General features: G+C 67.8%; 9 protein-coding genes and 1 tRNA gene. All 10 read right to left on the reverse strand.

Annotation, left to right across the window (positions count from 1 at the left end; all coding sequences use genetic code 11):
• Positions 1-297: 297 nt before the first annotated feature.
• Complete coding sequence (locus tag ACT3T9_RS11955) at positions 298-4182, reverse strand: DNA-directed RNA polymerase subunit beta' (RefSeq protein WP_441444672.1); 3885 nt, start codon at positions 4180-4182, stop codon at positions 298-300.
• A 114-nt stretch (positions 4183-4296) separates the two neighbouring features.
• Entirely contained in the window at positions 4297-7785 is a 3489-nt protein-coding gene (rpoB, locus tag ACT3T9_RS11960; protein WP_441444671.1) for a DNA-directed RNA polymerase subunit beta, read from the reverse strand.
• Positions 7786-8402: 617 nt separating this feature from the next.
• The gene (locus ACT3T9_RS11965; protein WP_444606671.1) at positions 8403-13745 is read right to left on the reverse strand and encodes a S8 family serine peptidase; all 5343 of its coding nucleotides are present in this window, start codon (positions 13743-13745) and stop codon (positions 8403-8405) included.
• A gap of 323 nt (positions 13746-14068) precedes the next feature.
• Positions 14069-14455, reverse strand: coding sequence for a 50S ribosomal protein L7/L12 (gene rplL / locus ACT3T9_RS11970; RefSeq protein ID WP_441444669.1), 387 nt, complete (start codon positions 14453-14455; stop codon positions 14069-14071).
• A gap of 150 nt (positions 14456-14605) precedes the next feature.
• Positions 14606-15121 (reverse strand): 50S ribosomal protein L10, encoded by a 516-nt coding sequence (gene rplJ / locus ACT3T9_RS11975; protein WP_442331985.1) that lies wholly within the window; start codon positions 15119-15121, stop codon positions 14606-14608.
• A 761-nt stretch (positions 15122-15882) separates the two neighbouring features.
• Positions 15883-16602: a 50S ribosomal protein L1 gene (rplA, locus tag ACT3T9_RS11980; protein ID WP_441444667.1), complete on the reverse strand. Its 720-nt coding sequence runs from the start codon at positions 16600-16602 to the stop codon at positions 15883-15885.
• A gap of 5 nt (positions 16603-16607) precedes the next feature.
• Positions 16608-17039 carry a 50S ribosomal protein L11 gene (gene rplK, locus ACT3T9_RS11985; RefSeq protein ID WP_441444666.1) on the reverse strand — a complete coding sequence of 144 codons (432 nt, stop codon included), beginning with the start codon at positions 17037-17039 and terminating at the stop codon, positions 16608-16610.
• A gap of 183 nt (positions 17040-17222) precedes the next feature.
• Positions 17223-18188: a transcription termination/antitermination protein NusG gene (gene nusG / locus ACT3T9_RS11990; protein WP_444606672.1), complete on the reverse strand. Its 966-nt coding sequence runs from the start codon at positions 18186-18188 to the stop codon at positions 17223-17225.
• Positions 18189-18264: 76 nt separating this feature from the next.
• The gene (gene secE, locus ACT3T9_RS11995; RefSeq protein WP_441446251.1) at positions 18265-18531 is read right to left on the reverse strand and encodes a preprotein translocase subunit SecE; all 267 of its coding nucleotides are present in this window, start codon (positions 18529-18531) and stop codon (positions 18265-18267) included.
• 63 nt (positions 18532-18594) lie between these two features.
• A tRNA-Trp gene (locus tag ACT3T9_RS12000) sits at positions 18595-18667 on the reverse strand.
• Positions 18668-18796 lie beyond the last annotated feature (129 nt).

The following is an 18796-nucleotide window of genomic DNA, read 5'->3' on the forward strand; positions in this document are numbered from 1 at the left end:
GGATCCGCCTGGAACGCGACCGGGACCACAGCGGACGCGTTCGCCGCCACTCCCCCACAGCCATCTGCCGCGGATCCCTCCCCGTGCCCTCTCGCGCCAGTCCCCGTGCCCTCGTGCGGGGGTCCTTCCCTAGACGGGAGCAGCGCCAGTCCCTATACAGGGGCATCGGCAGCAGGCCCCGGACGCAAAGACGCCGCGGGGCGGCCCCACCGAAGTGGAGCCGCCCCGCGGCGTGTGGTCGCTCGTGCGCCGCCTCGACGGCGGACGAGCTCCCGCGCTCAGCGCAGGATCACCGGATCACCGGAAATCAGTGCGGAACGGATCTGCGTAGTCGATGTCGTCGAGGTTGACGGCACCGGTCTGGCCGAAGCCGGAGAAGTCCAGCTCGTCGTAGCCCGGCACCTGGTACATCTGTGCCTTGGCCTCGTCGGTGGGCTCGACCGCGATGTGGCGGAACCGCGACAGGCCGGTGCCAGCGGGGATGAGCTTACCGATGATGACGTTCTCCTTGAGCCCCATGAGCTTGTCGCTCTTGCGGTTCAGGGCAGCCTCGGTGAGCACTCGGGTGGTCTCCTGGAAGGAGGCCGCCGAGAGCCACGACTCGGTCGCCAGCGAGGCCTTCGTGATGCCCATCAGCTCCGGACGACCCGAGGCCGGCTGACCGCCCTCGGAGAGGACCCGACGGTTCTCCCGCTCGAAGTTGACCCGCTCGGCGAAGTCGCCGGGCAGCAGACCGGTGTCACCGGACTCGATGACCGTCACGCGACGGAGCATCTGGCGCACGATGACCTCGATGTGCTTGGCATGGATGTCCACACCCTGGCTGATGTAGACCTTCTGCACCTCGTCGACCAGGTGCTGCTGCACGGCACGCGGGCCGAGGATCCGCAGGACCTGCTTCGGGTCCACCGAACCCAGCGTGAGCTTCTGGCCGACCTCGATGTGGTCACCGTCGGCGATCAGCAGGGACACGCGCTTGGAGACGGTGTAGGACACCGGCTCGGAGCCGTCGTCCGGGGTGACCGTGATCCGGCGCTGCTTGTCGTTCTCCTCGACCTCGACCCGACCCGAGAACTCGGAGATCGGCGCGAAGCCGGCCGGGGTGCGGGCCTCGAAGAGCTCCTGCACACGCGGCAGACCGTGCGTGATGTCGCCCTCGGCGCTGGCCACACCACCGGAGTGGAAGGTACGCATGGTCAGCTGGGTGCCGGGCTCGCCGATCGACTGGGCCGCGACGATGCCGACGGCCTCGCCGATGTCGACCAGCTGGCCGGTCGCGAGCGACTTGCCGTAGCACTGGACACAGGTGCCCACCGCGGAGTCACAGGTCAGCACGGAGCGGATCTTGACCTCGCGGACACCGGCCTCGACGAGCTGCTCGATGCGCACATCGCCCAGCTCGGTGCCGGCCGGAGCCGCCTCGGTACCGTCGGCGCCGATGGCCGCAGTGGCCAGGACGCGCCCGTATACGGTGGATTCCGCGTGCTCGTGGGGACGGAGCACGCCGGCCTCCTCGACCGCGATCGGAAGCACCAGGCCCTTGGTCGTGCCGCAGTTGTCCTCACGGATGATGACGTCCTGCGAGACATCGACCAGACGACGGGTCAGGTAGCCCGACTGCGCGGTCTTCAGCGCGGTATCCGCCAGGCCCTTGCGGGAGCCGTGCGAGGCGATGAAGTACTCCAGGACCGAGAGCCCCTCCTTGTAGTTGGAGAGGATCGGGCGCGGGATGATCTCGCCCTTCGGGTTGTTCACCAGACCACGCATACCGGCGATCTGGCGGACCTGCATCCAGTTGCCTCGAGCGCCCGAGTCCACCATCCGGAAGATGGTGTTGTTCGAGTCGAAGTTCGCCCGCATCGCCTGGTCGACCTCGTTGGTCGCCTCGGTCCAGATGTCGATGAGCTCCATGTTGCGCTCGTGCTCGGAGATCAGGCCCAGGTCGCGGTTCTCCTGGATCTGGGCGTTCTTCTCCTCGTACTTCGCGATGATCTCCGCCTTGTTCGGCGGGGTCACGACGTCGGACAGGGCGAAGGACGCACCCGAACGAGTCGACCAGGAGAAGCCATAGGACTTCAGCGCATCCAGCGATGCGGCGACCTGGCCCTTGTCGTAGCGCTCCGCCAGGGCATTGACGATGCCGCCCAGGCGCTTCTTGCCGACCTGACCCTGCACGAAGGGGAAGTCCTCGGGCAGCGTCTCGTTGAAGTGGACGGCGCCCAGGGTGGTGGTGAGGATGATCGGGTCACCCTCGGTCCAGCCCTCGGGGGCCTCCCAGTCGCTCGGCGGGACGATGTCCGTGAAGCGGATGTCCACCAGCGCGTTGAGATCCAGCTCGCCGCGGTCGTAGGCCATGATCGCCTCGGCCTCGGAGGCGAAGCGCCGACCGATGCCGGGGACGCCCTCGCGCACCGTGGTGAGGTGGTACAGACCGATGATCATGTCCTGTGCGGGCATGGTCACGGGGCGGCCGTCGGACGGCTTGAGGATGTTGTTGCTGGACAGCATCAGGATGCGGGCCTCAGCCTGCGCCTCTGCCGACAGCGGCAGGTGAACAGCCATCTGGTCGCCGTCGAAGTCCGCGTTGAACGCGGCGCACACGAGCGGGTGCAGGTGGATGGCCTTGCCCTCGACGAGCTGCGGCTCGAACGCCTGGATGCCCAGACGGTGCAGGGTGGGCGCACGGTTCAGCAGCACCGGGTGCTCGGTGATGACCTCTTCGAGGACGTCCCACACCTCGGGGCGTGCCCGCTCGACCATCCGCTTGGCGGCCTTGACGTTCTGGGCGTGGCTGAGCTCGACCAGGCGCTTCATGACGAAGGGCTTGAAGAGCTCGAGCGCCATGCCCTTGGGCAGGCCGCACTGGTGCAGGCGCAACTGCGGGCCGTTGACGATCACGGAGCGGGCGGAGTAGTCCACGCGCTTGCCGAGCAGGTTCTGACGGAAACGACCCTGCTTGCCCTTGAGCATGTCCGAGAGCGACTTCAGCGGGCGGTTGCCCGGTCCGGTGACCGGACGGCCACGACGACCGTTGTCGAACAGCGAGTCGACCGACTCCTGCAGCATCCGCTTCTCGTTGTTCACGATGATCTCGGGAGCACCGAGATCCAGCAGCCGCTTGAGGCGGTTGTTGCGGTTGATCACGCGGCGGTACAGGTCGTTGAGGTCGGAGGTCGCGAAGCGGCCACCGTCCAGCTGCACCATCGGACGCAGGTCCGGCGGGATCACCGGGACGGCGTCCAGCACCATGCCCACCGGCGAATTCGTGGTGGTGAGGAAGGCGGAGACGACCTTGAGGCGCTTGAGCGCACGGGCCTTCTTCTGCCCCTTGCCGGTGGCGATGATCTCGCGCAGCAGCACCGACTCGGCCTCGAGGTCGAAGTCGGCCAGACGACGCTGGATCGCCTCGGCGCCCATGCCGCCCTCGAAGTACGTGCCGTAGCGCAGCTTCATCGCACGGTAGAGCTGCTCGTCACCCTCGAGGTCAGCGACCTTGAGAGTCTTGAAGCGCTCCCAGATGCGAGTGATGCGGTCGATCTCGGCGTCGTACTTCTTGCGGATCTGGGCCTGCTCACGCTCGCCGGAGTCGCGGACCTTGCGCTTCGCGTCGGCCTTCGCACCCTCCTCCTCGAGCTGGGCGAGGTCCTTCTCCGCGGACAGCGCGCGGTTGTTGATCGCGGCGTCGCGCTCGTTCTCGAGCTCCTTGACCTCGAGATCGAAGCGGGCCTGGAGGTCCGGCATGTCGTCGTGACGTGCCTGATCATCCACTGCCGTGATCATGTACGCGGCGAAGTAGATGATCTTCTCGAGATCCTTCGGCGCAAGGTCCAGCAGGTAGCCCAGGCGGCTCGGCACGCCCTTGAAGTACCAGATGTGGGTGACGGGGGCGGCGAGCTCCACGTGGCCCATGCGCTCACGGCGCACGGAGGACTTGGTGACCTCCACGCCGCAGCGCTCGCAGATGATGCCCTTGAAGCGGACGCGCTTGTACTTGCCGCAGTAGCACTCCCAGTCCCGGGTGGGGCCGAAGATGCGCTCGCAGAAGAGGCCGTCCATCTCGGGCTTCAGGGTGCGGTAGTTGATGGTCTCCGGCTTCTTGACCTCGCCGTGGGACCAGCCGCGGATGTCATCGGGCGTCGCAAGACCGATGCGCAGCTCGTCGAAGGTATTGACGTCGATCACAGGTGTCCTCCTCTCGAACGGAAGAGTGGTGTCTGAGGGAACGGGGTCGAGGGCGGGGCTCAGGGGGCGGGTGCCGCGTCACGCGGCGACCCGGCCGCCCGAGCCCTATATCCCTCAGACCTCTTCGATGGAGCCGACGCCCTCGTGAGGCCGGCGGGACAGGTCGATGCCGAGCTCCTCCGCGGCGCGGAAGACCTCCTCATCGCCTTCCTGAACTTCCTGGGCCGTGCCGTCGGAGGACAGGACCTCGACGTTCAGGCACAGGGACTGCATCTCCTTGAGGAGCACGCGGAAGGACTCCGGGATGCCGGGCTCGGGGATGTTCTCGCCCTTGACGATCGCCTCGTAGACCTTGACGCGGCCGGCGATGTCATCGGACTTGATGGTCAGCAGCTCCTGCAGGGCGTAGGCGGCGCCATAGGCCTCGAGGGCCCAGACCTCCATCTCGCCGAAGCGCTGGCCGCCGAACTGGGCCTTACCGCCCAGCGGCTGCTGCGTGATCATCGAGTACGGGCCCGTGGAGCGCGCGTGCAGCTTGTCGTCCACCAGGTGGTGGAGCTTCAGCAGGTACATGTAGCCCACGGAGACCGGCTCCGGGAACGGCTCGCCGGAGCGGCCGTCGAACAGCCGTGCCTTGCCGTCCTCCTTGACCATCCGCTCGCCGTCCCGGTTGGGGCGGTGGTTGGCGATCAGGCCGGTGACCTCGTCAGCGGTGAGGCCGTCGAAGACGGGGACGGCGACCGGGGTGCCGGGCTCGCCGTGCAGAGCTGCCTCGGGCAGATCAGCGGCGGTGGCATCCGTCGGATCCAGATCCCAGCCGGACTTGGCGACCCAGCCGAGGTGGGTCTCCATGACCTGGCCGATGTTCATTCGGCCGGGCACGCCCATCGGGTTCAGGATGATGTCGACCGGGGTACCGTCCTCCAGGAACGGCATGTCCTCGACCGGCAGGATCTTCGCGATGACGCCCTTGTTGCCGTGACGGCCGGCGAGCTTGTCACCATCGGTGATCTTGCGCTTCTGGGCCACGTACACGCGGACCATCTCGTTGACGCCGGTGGGGAGGATGTCCCCGTCCTCGTCGTCGTTGAAGACCTGCACACCGATAATGGTGCCGGACTCGCCGTGAGGGACACGCAGGGAGGTGTCGCGCACCTCGCGGGCCTTCTCGCCGAAGATGGCGCGCAGCAGGCGCTCCTCCGGGGTCAGCTCGGTCTCGCCCTTGGGCGTGACCTTGCCGACCAGGATGTCTCCCGGCTCGACCTCGGCGCCGATGCGGATGATGCCGCGCTCGTCGAGATCGGCCAGCACGTCGTCGCCGACGTTCGGGATGTCCCGGGTGATCTCCTCCTTGCCCAGCTTGGTGTCGCGGGCGTCGACCTCGTGCTCCTCGATGTGGATCGAGGTGAGGACGTCATCCTGGACCATCCGCGAGGACAGGATGATGCCGTCCTCGTAGTTGTGGCCCTCCCAGGACATGAAGGCGACCAGGAGGTTCTTGCCGATCGCGAGCTCGCCCTGATCGGTCGAGGGGCCGTCGGCCAGGATCGAGCCCGCTTCGACGCGGTCGCCCTCGTCGAAGAGCACCCGCTGGTTGTAGGAGTTGCCGGCGTTGGAGCGCTGGAACTTCCCGATCGGGTAGGTCTGGCGGGTGCCGTCGTCGGCCATCACCACGACCAGATCTGCGGAGAGCTCCTCGATGACACCGGCCTTCAGCGCGGTGATCACATCGCCGGCGTCGACGGCGGCGCGACGCTCCATGCCGGTGCCGACCAGCGGCATCTCGGAACGGAGCAGCGGCACGGCCTGGCGCTGCATGTTGGAGCCCATGAGCGCACGGTTGGCGTCATCGTGCTCGAGGAAGGGAATCATCGCCGTGGCGACAGACACCATCTGCCGAGCGGAGACGTCCATGTAGCCGACGTCCGCGACGGCGACCAGGTCGGGCTCGCCGCCGGGGAGGCGCACCAGGACCTCTTCCTCCAGGAAGCGGCCCTTCTCATCGATCTTGGCGTTGGCCTGCGCGATGATGTGGCGATCCTCGTCGTCCGCGGTGAGGTAGACGACCTCGTCGGTGACGTGGCCGCCCACGACCTTGCGGTACGGGGTCTCGATGAAGCCGAAGGGGTTGATGCGGGCGAAGGTCGCCAGCGAGCCGATCAGACCGATGTTCGGACCCTCAGGGGTCTCGATCGGGCACATGCGGCCGTAGTGCGAGGGGTGGACGTCACGGACCTCCATGCCGGCGCGGTCGCGGGAGAGGCCGCCCGGGCCCAGCGCCGAGAGCCGGCGCTTGTGCGTCAGGCCCGACAGGGGGTTGTTCTGGTCCATGAACTGCGAGAGCTGGGAGGTTCCGAAGAACTCCTTGATCGCCGCCGTGACCGGTCGGATGTTGATCAGGGTCAACGGCGTGATCGCCTCGACGTCCTGCGTGGTCATGCGCTCGCGGACGACGCGCTCCATGCGGGACAGGCCGGTGCGGACCTGGTTCTGGATCAGCTCGCCCACCGCGCGGATGCGACGGTTGCCGAAGTGGTCGATGTCGTCGGTCTCGACGCGGACCGGCTTGTCGTCGGTGCTGGTGTACTCGCTGACACCGTCATGCAGGGCGACGATGTACTTGATGGTCGAGACGATGTCCTGCAGGCGCAGGGTCGACTCGGAGAGGCTGCCGTCGAGACCGAGCTTCTTGTCGATCTTGTAGCGGCCGACCTTCGCGAGGTCGTAGCGCTTGTTGTTGAAGTACAGATTGTTCAGCATCGCCTCGCCCGCATCGCGCGTGGGCGGCTCGCCCGGGCGCTGCTTGCGGTAGATGTCGATGAGCGCCTCGTCCTGGGACGCGATGCGGTCCTTCTCCAGGGTCGAGCGCATCGACTCGAACTCGCCGAACTCCTCGAGGATGTCCGAGTGGGACAGGCCCAGGGCCTGGAGCAGGGTGGTGACGGACTGCTTGCGCTTGCGGTCGATGCGGACACCGACCTGGTCGCGCTTGTCGATCTCGAACTCGAGCCAGGCGCCGCGCGACGGGATCATCTTCGCGGAGAAGATGTGCTTGTCGCTGGTCTTGTCGATCGACTCCTCGAAGTACACGCCCGGGGAGCGGACCAGCTGCGAGACGACGACACGCTCGGTGCCGTTGATGATGAAGGTGCCCTTGGGAGTCATGAGCGGGAACTCGCCCATGAAGACCGTCTGGGTCTTGATCTCGCCGGTCTCGTTGTTCATGAACTCCGCGATGACGTACAGCGGAGCCGCGTAGGTGAGATCCTTGTCCTTGCATTCGTCGACCGTGTACTTCGGGTCGTCGAAGGTGTGGTCCCGGAAGGACAGCGACATATTGCCGGCGAAGTCCTCGATCGGGGAGATCTCCTCGAGGATGTCCGCAAGACCTGAGGTCTGCGGGACGTCCTCCCGACCTGCGGAAGCGGCTTCCTGGGCACGCTCCTGCCAGCGGTCGTTGCCGAGCAACCAGTCGAACGAGGTGGTCTGCAGACTCAGCAGATCCGGGACCTCGATCGGGTCGCCGAGCTTCGCGAAGGTGACGCGAGGTGAGGCGGTACGAAGTGCGATGTCAGTGGTGCGATCGGTGCTCGAGGCAGCCAAGGGGGGTCCTTCCACAGGCCGATGACGGAATCCCAGGCGCGGCGAACACCCGTCAGGCGGTGGAGCAGACAATGTGGTGAACAGAGCGGCAGAACCGACGGGCGACGCGCAGCGCAAGGACCGAGCATACAGAAATTCGCGGATGGACACAAGTGCCGCGACGCGACTGGTCCATCCACGTCGGCCGCTATATGCCTGGCGCAGAGGTTCTGTCGGTGCTTCCTGCCCGTCTGTCTCGACCGGCCCGGCGGTGTGAACACACCGGGCACGTGCAGCAGGAACAGCTCCGTACGGGAAAAAGCATGAAGGGAAATCGCGCCAGAGTCAAGCAGGCAGGGTCCCGCCCGGAGTGTCGGGGCACGTCAGGGCACCTTTGGGTACCTTTTGGGCATCTTCCTGCCTCCGGGCGGAGGGTGCGCGTCCGGCGCCTTTGCAGCCCCGCAGGGCCGGCCGCGCGCGGCGCGCGAGCACCTTAGGGACAGCACGTGGGGCCGCGTCCTCTCTCAGAGGATGCGGCCCCACATGATCTGCCTCACCGTTCCGGCTCGGAGTCCGTTCCGGCTCGGAGCCGTGTTTCAGCGCCGGAGCTCAGGACCGGGACTCAGGGCCCGTGGTGTTCAGCCTCGGCGGCGAAGTGCGATCAGCCCCCCACCGGCCAGCAGCAGCGCCGCCGCCGCCCCGAGCGGGACGAGGATCTCGGTGCCGGTGCGGGCGAGTGGACCGCCCGAGCCCTTACCGGCGCCGTCAGCCGTGGCGGTGCCCTGTCCCCCGCCGCTGCCAGATCCGCCTCCGGCGCCGGCATCGCCACCGTTGCCATCTCCGCCGGAGCTGCCGTCATCACCGCCCCCGTCACCGCCGGTCCCGCCGCCGGGTACCTCGGCCGGCAGGATCAGGTACGAGGCCTGGGAGGGCCCGGAGAAGGTCAGCATCCCGTCCGCCCAGGTGGAGGTCACCGGCAGGCGGGTTCCGTCCTCCAGCAGCTGCAGGACCCGCTCGCCCTCTGCACCAGGCACGGTGATGACCGACTCCAGGGAGCCGTAGACGTTGGCGAGCGTCACCACCCGGCCTTCGCCGCCCTCGGCATCACCGATGGTGGCCGTCAGCGAGTCATCGCTGCGGAAGGTCGCCGTGGCGCTCACCTCACCCGCGGTGAGGGTCACCTGCTGCAGGGCCACCGTCACGGTGATCCCCAGCTCGACCGCCTCGCCGCCAGCGCCCATGACCGGGTCACCGGCCGCATCGACCACGAGGGCCCGCACCGCTTGCTCTCCGTCGGCCAGGACGGTCCCCGGCGCGAGCCGCAGGCTGTATCCGGCCGCGGCGGCGGCCTCGGCGTCACCGTCGAGTGTCACCTGGTAGCTCGCGAGCGCCGCCTGGGCCAGCGCGGCCTGGTCGCCCAGCTGCTCGCGGTGGATGCTCAGCTCCACCGTCTCGGGACCGCTGATCCCCAGCTCGGGCTCGGCGGCGACGACCTGGAAGATCCGCTCTGAGGTGGACGTGCTGCCGGCGAGGTCGGTGGCGAGCACCGTGAGGGTGTGGATCCCCTCTGCGAGGTCGGCCGTGGGCACCTGGGTGCTCAGCTCGGTCTGCGCGGCACGGGTGCTGGTGCCGAAGGTCGTGACCTCGTCGACGCCATCTGTGCCGTCGGTGTCTGCACCCTCAGCGTCTGCGCCGTCGGCGTCTTCGCCCTGCAGCTCCCGCAGGTCGACCAGCGCGTCTTCGAGGGCGTGCTCCTCGGTGGCGAGATCGGTGGCCTCGTCATAGACCACCTCACCGTCCAACAGCACCTGCATCCCAGCCAGGTTCTCGTCCGCGACGGAGACCTCGATCTCGCGGGCGTCGTCGATGACTTCGCCGTCGGCCAGGTTCGCGATGTCGACCCTTGTGACGTCCTGGTCGAGGATGACCGGGATCAGACCCAACAGCACATTGCCGTTGGAGTCCACGAACTCGACCAGCAGCGTGTCGCCATCGGCCACGGTGATCTCGGTGGAGAAGTCGCGCTGGTTGGACTGCTCCCCCGGGCTGCCGATGTCGAACCGTTCGATGACCGTGGAGTCGTTCAGCCGGAGCCCGTAGCCCCAGCCGTCATCGGACGCGGTGCCGGCCACGGTCACCTGCTCTGTGTTCGTGTACAGGGTCCCGCCCACCAGGGTGGGTTCGTCGATCTGCAGGGTGGGTGCCGTGACATCGAAGTGCAGGCGGACGCCGCGATCGTAGCGGATGGTGCCGTCCGCGTCCTCGATCACCATGCGGTAGTGGTTCTCACCGGTCGTGACCGGGAGCTCGGCGGCGAAGGTGCCGTCCTCCGCGATCTGGGCCGTGATCGGCTCCGGGTCGGTGTACTTCCCGTCCTCGTCCACGCGGCTGCCCGGGGTCAAGGTGATCGTGCCCCCGGACAGGTACTCGCCGCGGAGGGTGAAGACGCTGCCGTCGGCACGCGTATCCGGGGTGTCGCCGGGCACGAAGCATGCGGCCTGCTCGAGCACGCAGTCGGCGTTGGTGATCTCGGGCATCGCCCAAGTCTCGGCAGGGGCCCGCCCGGAGATCGCGAAGGACTCCGAGCTCGTATTCACGCCGTCCGAGGCGGAGAGCGTGAAGGCCGCTGCGATCTCGCCTGGAGTGACCGTGATCTCGAAGCTGCCGTCCTCGGCGATCTGCGCCGTGATCTCACCGGAGGTGACGCTGAGCTGGGCGCCCTCGCGCTCGTCGGCGACCGTGCCGGCGACCGTGAGGGTCCCGTCCTCGCCGACCACGGCGTGTCCCTCCGCGTCGGTCTCCATCGCGGTGATGGTGAGCTCCGGTGCGGTCGAGTCGAAGGTGACCGGGAGCGTCCGTTCCTGCAGCACCGTGCCATCCTCGCCGAGCCCCTCGACGAGGAACTCCTGCGTGCCCTCGGCCAGCGGGAGCACGTGGCGGAAGCGCCCCTCGGGGGTCTCCACCGTCTGGTCACCGACACGCACGGCGACGATGTCGGAGGAGACATAGCCGCTCAGCAGCAGCGATCCGTCCTGCACCAGCGGCGACTGCGGGCCGAGGACGCCCTGCTCGAGCTGGGAGGCGTTGGCGATCAGCATCGTCGAGGGTTCGAAGACCTTCGTGCCGACGCCCAGGTTGAAGCCTGCATCGAGCACCGAGACGGTGACGAACGGGACCGACTCCGGGTCGACCTCGATCGAGAACGTGCCGTCAGGCGCCTCGGTCACCGGGATGTCCTCGCCGGCGGCGCCGGTCGCGGTGGGCGGGGCGAGGATGCCGGAGCCGTCCTCGAGGACCGAGAAGGAGAGCAGCCCAGCCTCGTAAGGACCGAAGTCGACCTCGGGCGCGGTGGCGTCGATCCCGAAGGAGAAGTCGGTGCTCTGCCAGTCCTGCTCCTCACCGAGCCGGGCCTCGACCCGGTAGGTGTACTGCCCATCCGGCAGCGCGGCGTAGCCCACCGCCTGCGGGTCGTAGAGGGTGCCATCGAAGGCAGCCCCGGTCCACTGGAGCTCGCGCGGATCGGCGACGAGTCCCCAGTCGCCGAGCAGGTTCCGGTAGACCCCCTGCTCCTGCCCCAGGACCTTCACCTGCGCACCCGAGGCGTCCAGAACGCTGTAGCGGATGTCGGAGGCATTGCGCATCGTCACCAGATTCGGCGCGATGGTGTCCATGTCGCCGTCACCGTTGGGCGAGAGCCAGAACTCTCCGATGTCGCTGCTGAGCGGCAGGGTGGAGCCGCCCCACATCGTGATCAGCTCGCTCTGCACGCCGACGCCCTCGAGCGGTTCGCCCACGGGGAGCACGATCGGCTCGGCATTCCAGTCACCGGCGAAGCCGAGGAAGGGGATGGAGAGGTTCGGCTGGTCGGCGTCATTCGAGGTGAACTGCACCCAGCCGCCGGTGAAGTGATCAGCACCCGCCTCAGGGGTGACGGCGACCTCGACGGACGCGGTGCCACCGGCGGGCACGGTCACCGTGTTCGGCGTGGCCACGGAGCCGCTCGAGCTGCGCACCGTGGTGGCGCCGCCGGCGCCATTGGTCTCAGCCAGCAGGGTGGTGCTCGGGAGCGTGAACTCCGCGGCGGCGTCCCCGCTGTTGGTCAGCGTCACGGTGAAGGTGGCGGGCCCGGTGATCTCGCGCAGCGCGGCGGCGCCTTCACCCTCGACGGTGGCGATGACCTGGGAGCCCAGTGCCCGATCAATCTGGGCGAGGCCTGCACCGATCTGGCGCGGCGAGGCCGACGGGACGTCGGAGCCCTCCTCGACGGGGATCATCGCCGTGTTCATCAGCATGATCTTCGCGAGGTCCACCCGTTCGGCGCCGGTCACCTCGGGGCGGGTCTGCTCGAGATGCTGGAGCACCAGCGCGGTCATCCCGGCGACGTTCGGAGACGCCATCGAGGTGCCGGAGTTCATGCCGTAGGTGCCGTCGTTGTAGGTCGAGTAGACATTGCCGCCGATGCCGGCGATCTCGGGCTCGAAGTCGAGCGTCGGGGTCGACCCCCAGGAGGTGAAGCTCGACGGGGTCAGCGCGGTCGCGCTGGCGCGCACATCGACCTCGTCGGTGATGCGCAGCGTGGTCTCCCCCGCCGCGATGGCGGCCTGCAGCTCGAGGCCGACGGAGTTGCTGACGGTGATGCCCGGCAGGGTGAAGCTCTCCACCCCCGCCATCCCGAAGGCCGCCTCCTCCGTGTTGAAGACGACCACGCCGCCGGCGTTGGCCGTGATCGCGTTCTCGTACTTCTCGGTGAAAGAGATCTCGCCGCGGGAGATGAGCGCGTAGGCGCCGTCCAGATCCACCCCGTCGATGTCCGCTGCGGTGCCGAGGCCCAGGTCGACCAGGCGGTGCGGCTGATCATCGAGGGTCCCGGTGGCGGGCGAGTAGGGCACGCCTTCGGTCTCGTCGTTCACGTACGCCATCAGCTGCGTGAGGACCGAGTTGTCGATAGAGGCGACGGTCAGCGCGGAACCCAGGGTGCCCGGCGCGCCGACGGTGCCGTCGTCATGGAGCCCGTAGAGATCATCGGCGACCCCGCTGGGCGAGAAGTTCTGGCCGTCGTTGCCGGCGGCGATCACCGTGACGACCCCCGCGTCACGGGCGGACTCGATCGCGAGCGAGCTCGCGTCGGAGGCGTTCTTCTGCCCGTTGGAGGAGCCGAGCGACATGTTGATCACGTCGGCGCCCTGCTTCACCGAGTCCTCGATCGCGGCGACGATGTCCGAGTCCGTGGCACCGCCGCCGGAGTTCGAGAACACCTTCATCGCGAGCAGCTGCGCGTTGGGCGCGGCGCCGTCCAGCTCGCCGGTCTCGACGAAGTCACCGGGGTGGTCGCCCTCGGAGCCGTTGGCCGCGGCGATGCCGCCGACGTGCTGGCCGTGCGCGTCGACCACGCCGTCCTTGATCACGTAGCTCTCGTCGGCGTAGTTGTAGCCGTCGGGGATCTTGCAGGTGAACCCGGCCTCGGCGGCCGGATTGATCTCCGAGATCGCGGCCGCGCCGCAGTCGTCGAGTCGCAGGGCGGGGTGGCTCGGGTCCAGGCCGGAGTCGATGATCGAGATGACCATGCCGGTGCCGTCCACGCCGTGGGCATCGAAGGCCGCGGGCACTCCCTGCAGATCGCGGGCGGTGTGCTCGGTGCGCTCGTAGACCCGCTCCCGGCGGACCGAGAACACCTCCGGCTCGAGCGAGAGAGCGGCGAGCCGGTCCCCCGGCACGGAGGCGCTGAACCCGTTGACCAGGTAGCCGAACTGTCGGTCGATGACGAGCCCGTGCCGCTGGGACCAGGTGTCGATCAGGGACTGCTGAGCCTGCAGCCGCGAGCTCTCCTGGGACATCGAGAGGGTCGAGTCCTCGCCCTTCAGCAGCACCACGACGTCCACCGGATCCGAGGTGACGTCGTCCGGGAGGCTGGGGACACCCTCCACCGGGCTGGGTGCGGCCGGTGGCGTCGGCACCTCAGGGGCCGCGACCGCGGCACTCATACCGAGACCGAGGGTCCCGATCAGCAGTGCGCCGGACAGAGCGGCGAGACGACGAAGCGGCCGAAATGGCACAGGAACCCCCGGGTGATTCACGACATAGGCGGGGTCAGCCTATGGAGCATCCAGCGAACTTTCACCTGGTCGTCAGCATCCGGAAGTCACGAAACGGTGACGGTGCGCCGATGCGCCCCCGGAGCGGGCAGGCATCGCGGCCCCGGGGCGTCTCCGGGCATGCAGAAGGGCCGCCCCGCATCGCGGGACGGCCCTTCGGAAGCAGTACGACTGCCGTCAGATCAGGCGCGCGCCGGAGCGCACGCCACGGATCACTTGACGGAAGCGGACGCGCCGGCCTCTTCGAGCTTGGCCTTGGCAGCCTCGGCGTCTTCCTTCTTGACACCCTCGAGGACAGCCTTGGGGGCCTCGTCGACGAGCGCCTTGGCCTCCTTCAGACCGAGGGAGGTGAGGGCGCGCACCTCCTTGATGACGGCGATCTTCGCGGAACCGGCCGACTCGAGGATGACGTCGAACTCGGTCTGCTCCTCCTCGGCAGCGGCCTCGCCACCGGCGGCGCCACCGGCAGCGGCGACGGCCACGGGGGCGGCAGCGGTGACGTCGAAGACGTCCTCGAACTGCTTCACGAACTCAGAGAGCTCGATGAGGGACATTTCCTTGAAAGCTTCGATGAGCTCGTCGTTGCTGAGCTTTGCCATGGTGGCGTTCCTTCCTATGGTCGGGACCTGCGTCCCTGCGGTGTGAGGCGGCGCTTTCGCGCCAGGTCTTGCGGACCGCGCTTCCTGTGAAGGAGGCACGGGGGACAGCGCTGAGGCTGTGGGTGCGGAGAGCTGAGAGGCTCAGGCCCCTCAGGCCTCCTGCTTGGCCCGCAGCGCGTCCACGGTGCGTGCTGCCTTCGACAGCGGCGCCGCAAACACTGCGGCGGCCTTGCCCATCGACGCCTTCATAGCGCCAGCGGCCTTGGCCAGCAGGACCTCGCGGGACTCGAGGTCCGCGAGCTTCTGGACGTCTTCCTGCGAGAGCACATTGCCCTCGAAGAAGCCGGACTTGATCACGAGCTGGTCGTGGGTCTTGGCGAAGTCACGCAGGGCCTTCGCAGGCCCCACCGGCTCACCCTTGATGAAGGCGATAGCGGTAGGACCGCTGAGCGTGCCATCGAGAGCGGTGATGCCGGCCTCGCGGGCGGCGATCTCCGTGAGCGTGTTCTTCACCACGGCGTAGGTCGTCTCGGAACCCAGGGAGCGACGAAGCTCCTTGAGGTCACCCACGCTGAGCCCGCGATACTCGGTGATGACAGCGGCATCGGACTCGCGGAAAAGCTCCGCGATCTCCGAGACGGCATCCACCTTTTCGGGGTTAGCCATGGCCCTCCTTCCAGAGGTCTCTCGCCACCGGGTGAAGAAGTCTGAGAACAGGAAAGGCCTCGACACGCAAGTGTCGAGGCCTCGAACGCGGTGGGTGCCCGTGCCACGAATGGCTCCAGCCGGGGCCGGACGGGCGACTTCGCGAAAGTCGCTTCTTCACCTGCGCAGGCCATCCCTGACGGGATCTCTTCGGTCGCTCTCGGGGTCGAGCACGACAACCGGCGGTCTTCGGTAGGTCCAGAGTAGACCAGACCCGCGCGCGCGCGCCATGGCGAGAGCCGCGTTCTGCATCACATCGGCGACGACATCCCGGGCCGGTCCGCTCCCCTGCCCGATCCGCACCCCCGCCCGGTCCGCGCCCTGGCCGTCGATGCCGCAATGGCCGACAGCGAATCGCGGATAGCAGATGGCAGAGGGCAGATGACAGATGGCAGATGGCAGATGGCGACACTCCGCTCTCAGGCCGTCGAGATCACCGATCTCCCCCGTTTCCGGCAGAGATCGGTGATCTCGCGCGGCGCGTCGTGGGGGAACCCGCGACAGGGGCCGATCGCGCGCGGCCGCGACTGGGCCGATCGCCGGGAACTGCGGCTGGGCCAGTCGCGGGGAACTGCGACTGGGCCGGTCGGGCGCCGCTGCGGCTCGGCCGGCGGCAGGCAGGGCGTCGTCACATTCCAACGCCCCGTGCATGACGACGGCGCCCCGCCCACCTGCTGGTGGACGGGGCGCCGGAGTGCACCTTCGAGGTGTACCGGAGAGGATCAGGCCTCGTCGGTGTCCTCGAGGAGGTTGCGGGTGCGGTTCACGTCGACCGGGATGCCCGGGCCCATGGTGGTGGACACGGTGATCTTGGTGATGTAGCGGCCCTTGGAGGAGGACGGCTTCAGACGCAGGATCTCGTCCAGCGCTGCGACGTAGTTCTCGACCAGCTGCTGGTCGGAGAAGGAGACCTTGCCGACCAGGTAGTGCAGGTTCGCCGCACGGTCGGTGCGGAACTCGATCTTGCCGCCCTTGATGTCGGACACGGCCTTGGTCACGTCCATGGTGACGGTGCCGGTCTTGGGGTTCGGCATGAGGCCGCGGGGGCCGAGCACGCGGCCCAGCTTGCCGACCTTGCCCATCAGGTTCGGCGTGGCCACGGCCGCGTCGAAGTCGGTCCAGCCGCCGGCGACCTTCTCGATCAGCTCGTCGTCGCCGACCTCGTCGGCGCCGGCCTCACGGGCGGCGTCAGCCTGCGCACCGGTCGCGAAGACGATGACGCGGGCGGTCTTGCCGGTGCCGTTGGGCAGGTTGACGGTGCCGCGCACCATCTGGTCTGCCTTGCGGGGGTCGACACCCAGGCGCATCGAGACCTCGACGGAGGCATCGAACTTGGCCGGGGAGGACTTCTGGGCCAGACGCAGTGCGTCCAGCGGTGAGTAGGCGCGACCCTCTTCGATCAGCGCTGCACCGTTCTTGTATGCCTTGCTACGGAAACCCATTGTCGTCAGCCCTCCACCGTGATGCCCATGGAACGAGCGGTGCCGGCGACGATCTTCGCCGCGGCCTCGATGTCGTTCGCGTTCAGATCAGGCATCTTGGTCTCCGCGATTTCGCGGACCTGTGCCTGGGAGATCTTGCCGACCTTGTCGGTGTGCGGCGTCGCGGAACCCTTCGAAAGCCCAGCGGCCTTCTTGATGAGCTCAGCGGCCGGCGGGGTCTTCGTGATGAAGGTGAACGAGCGATCCTCGTAGACCGTGATCTCGACCGGGACGATGTTGCCGCGCATGTCCGCGGTGCGATCGTTGTAGGCCTTCACGAACTCCATCATGTTCACGCCGGCAGCGCCGAGCGCGGGACCCACGGGCGGCGCAGGGGTGGCCGCGCCGGCCTGGATCTGGAGCTTGATGACGCTCGCGATCTTCTTCTTGGGAGCCATTGCTCTTCCTTACTGTGGTGTGGTCCGGGCGGAGCTCATCATGCGCTCCTCCCACGGCTGGACCCATCTCCGCAGTCAAGCGGAAAAGGGTCCGGGGTGCGACGTTACCTGCACGTCGCGGCGGCGTCGACCGGTATCGAGAGTGATCCTGGTCGTACTGACGCGGCAGCTGCCGCGCGCCGCTCAGATCTTGGTGACCTGGTCGAAGCCGAGCTCGACCGGGGTCTCGCGACCGAAGATGGACACCAGCACCTGAAGCTTCTGGGACTCGGTGTGGATCTCGGAGATCGTGGCCGGCATGGTCTCGAAGGGACCGTCCATGACCGTGACGGACTCTCCGACGTGGAAGTCGGGCATCTTCTGCGCAGCGGCGGCCTTGGCCGGCGTGCCACCCGAGGAGCGCTTCTTCTCCGGCAGTCCGACGGAGGGCGCCAGCAGCGAGTAGATCTCGTCGAAGCTCAGCGGGGTGGGGTCGGTCGCATTGCCCACGAACCCGGTCACACCAGGGGTGTCGCGCACGACGCGCCAGGACTCGGTGGTCAGATCCATGCGCACCAGCACGTAGCCGGGCACTCGCACGCGGCGGACGATCTTCTTCTGGCCGTTCTTGACCTCGGTCGCGTCCTCCATCGGGACCTGGACCTCGAAGATGTAGTCCTCCATGTCCTGGGTCTCGGTACGCGTGGCCAGCTGGGTCTTCACGCGATTCTCGTGACCGGAGTAGGAGTGGACGACGTACCACTCGCCGAAGGAGGAGCGCAGATGCATCTTGAGCTGCACCAGCGGGTCCTCCTCCTCGGGCTCCTCGGACTCCTCGGACTCCTCAGCGGATTCTGCCTGCTCGGCGTCCTCCGGCTGCTCGGCGGAGTCCGACTCGCCCTCGGTCGGCTCGCCCTGCTCGGAGGACTCATCCTGCGAGTCCTCGACGGGCTCGGACTCGCCGAGGGTCTCGGGATCCTGCTCCGCTGCGGAGTCGTCGGCCTCCGGCGCCTCATCGACGGTCTCGTCGGCGGGCTGCTCGTCGGCGTCCACCTGGGGCGCTGCGGTCTGCGGCTGCGAGGAGGCGGAGAAGGAGAGGGAGTCGTCGACACCCTGGTAGGACTCGTCGGGGGTGGAGGACTCTTCGGGGGTAGAGGTCTGGTCGCTCATCGGCGGGTACCTGCCTTCCTGGCGGCGTGGAACTGATCGGTCACGGTGCGTTGCGTGGTGCGGGCCAGCCCGCGGCTCACACGTCGGGAACCGTGAAGGCGATCCTGGAGAGCCAGCTGAACACGGAGTCGAGGCCGAAGATCAGAAGGATCATGAAGACGACGAACAGCAGAACCGTGATCGAGTACAGGACCAGCTCCCGACGGGTCGGGACGACCACCTTCCGGAGCTCCGCGATGATCTGGCGGATGAACAGACCGATGGCCAGGAACGGGTTCTTCGACCCGGAGCCCTGGGCGTCGGCACCGGTGGGAGTCGACGGGGCGTTCTGGCTGGAGTTCACGTCTGGGCTGTCCGATCTCGTCGAGGTCATCCGCATCCGGTCGGGTGACCCCGACCGGACCGGCAGGGCAGACAGGGCTCGAACCTGCAACCTGCGGTTTTGGAGACCGCTGCGCTACCAATTGCGCCACTGCCCTTCACGAGGACCAGGCCTCATGAGGTCTTCGCACTGCCCCCGGAGGAGCATCGTGATTCTGACCAGCGACCAGCATACAAGCCGCAGGGACCTCGTGCGAATCGGCTGGCAGCAGATCACATCACATCTG

The organism is Brachybacterium sp. AOP29-B2-41 (assembly GCF_052378395.1).
Taxonomy (GTDB): Bacteria; Actinomycetota; Actinomycetes; order Actinomycetales; family Dermabacteraceae; genus Brachybacterium.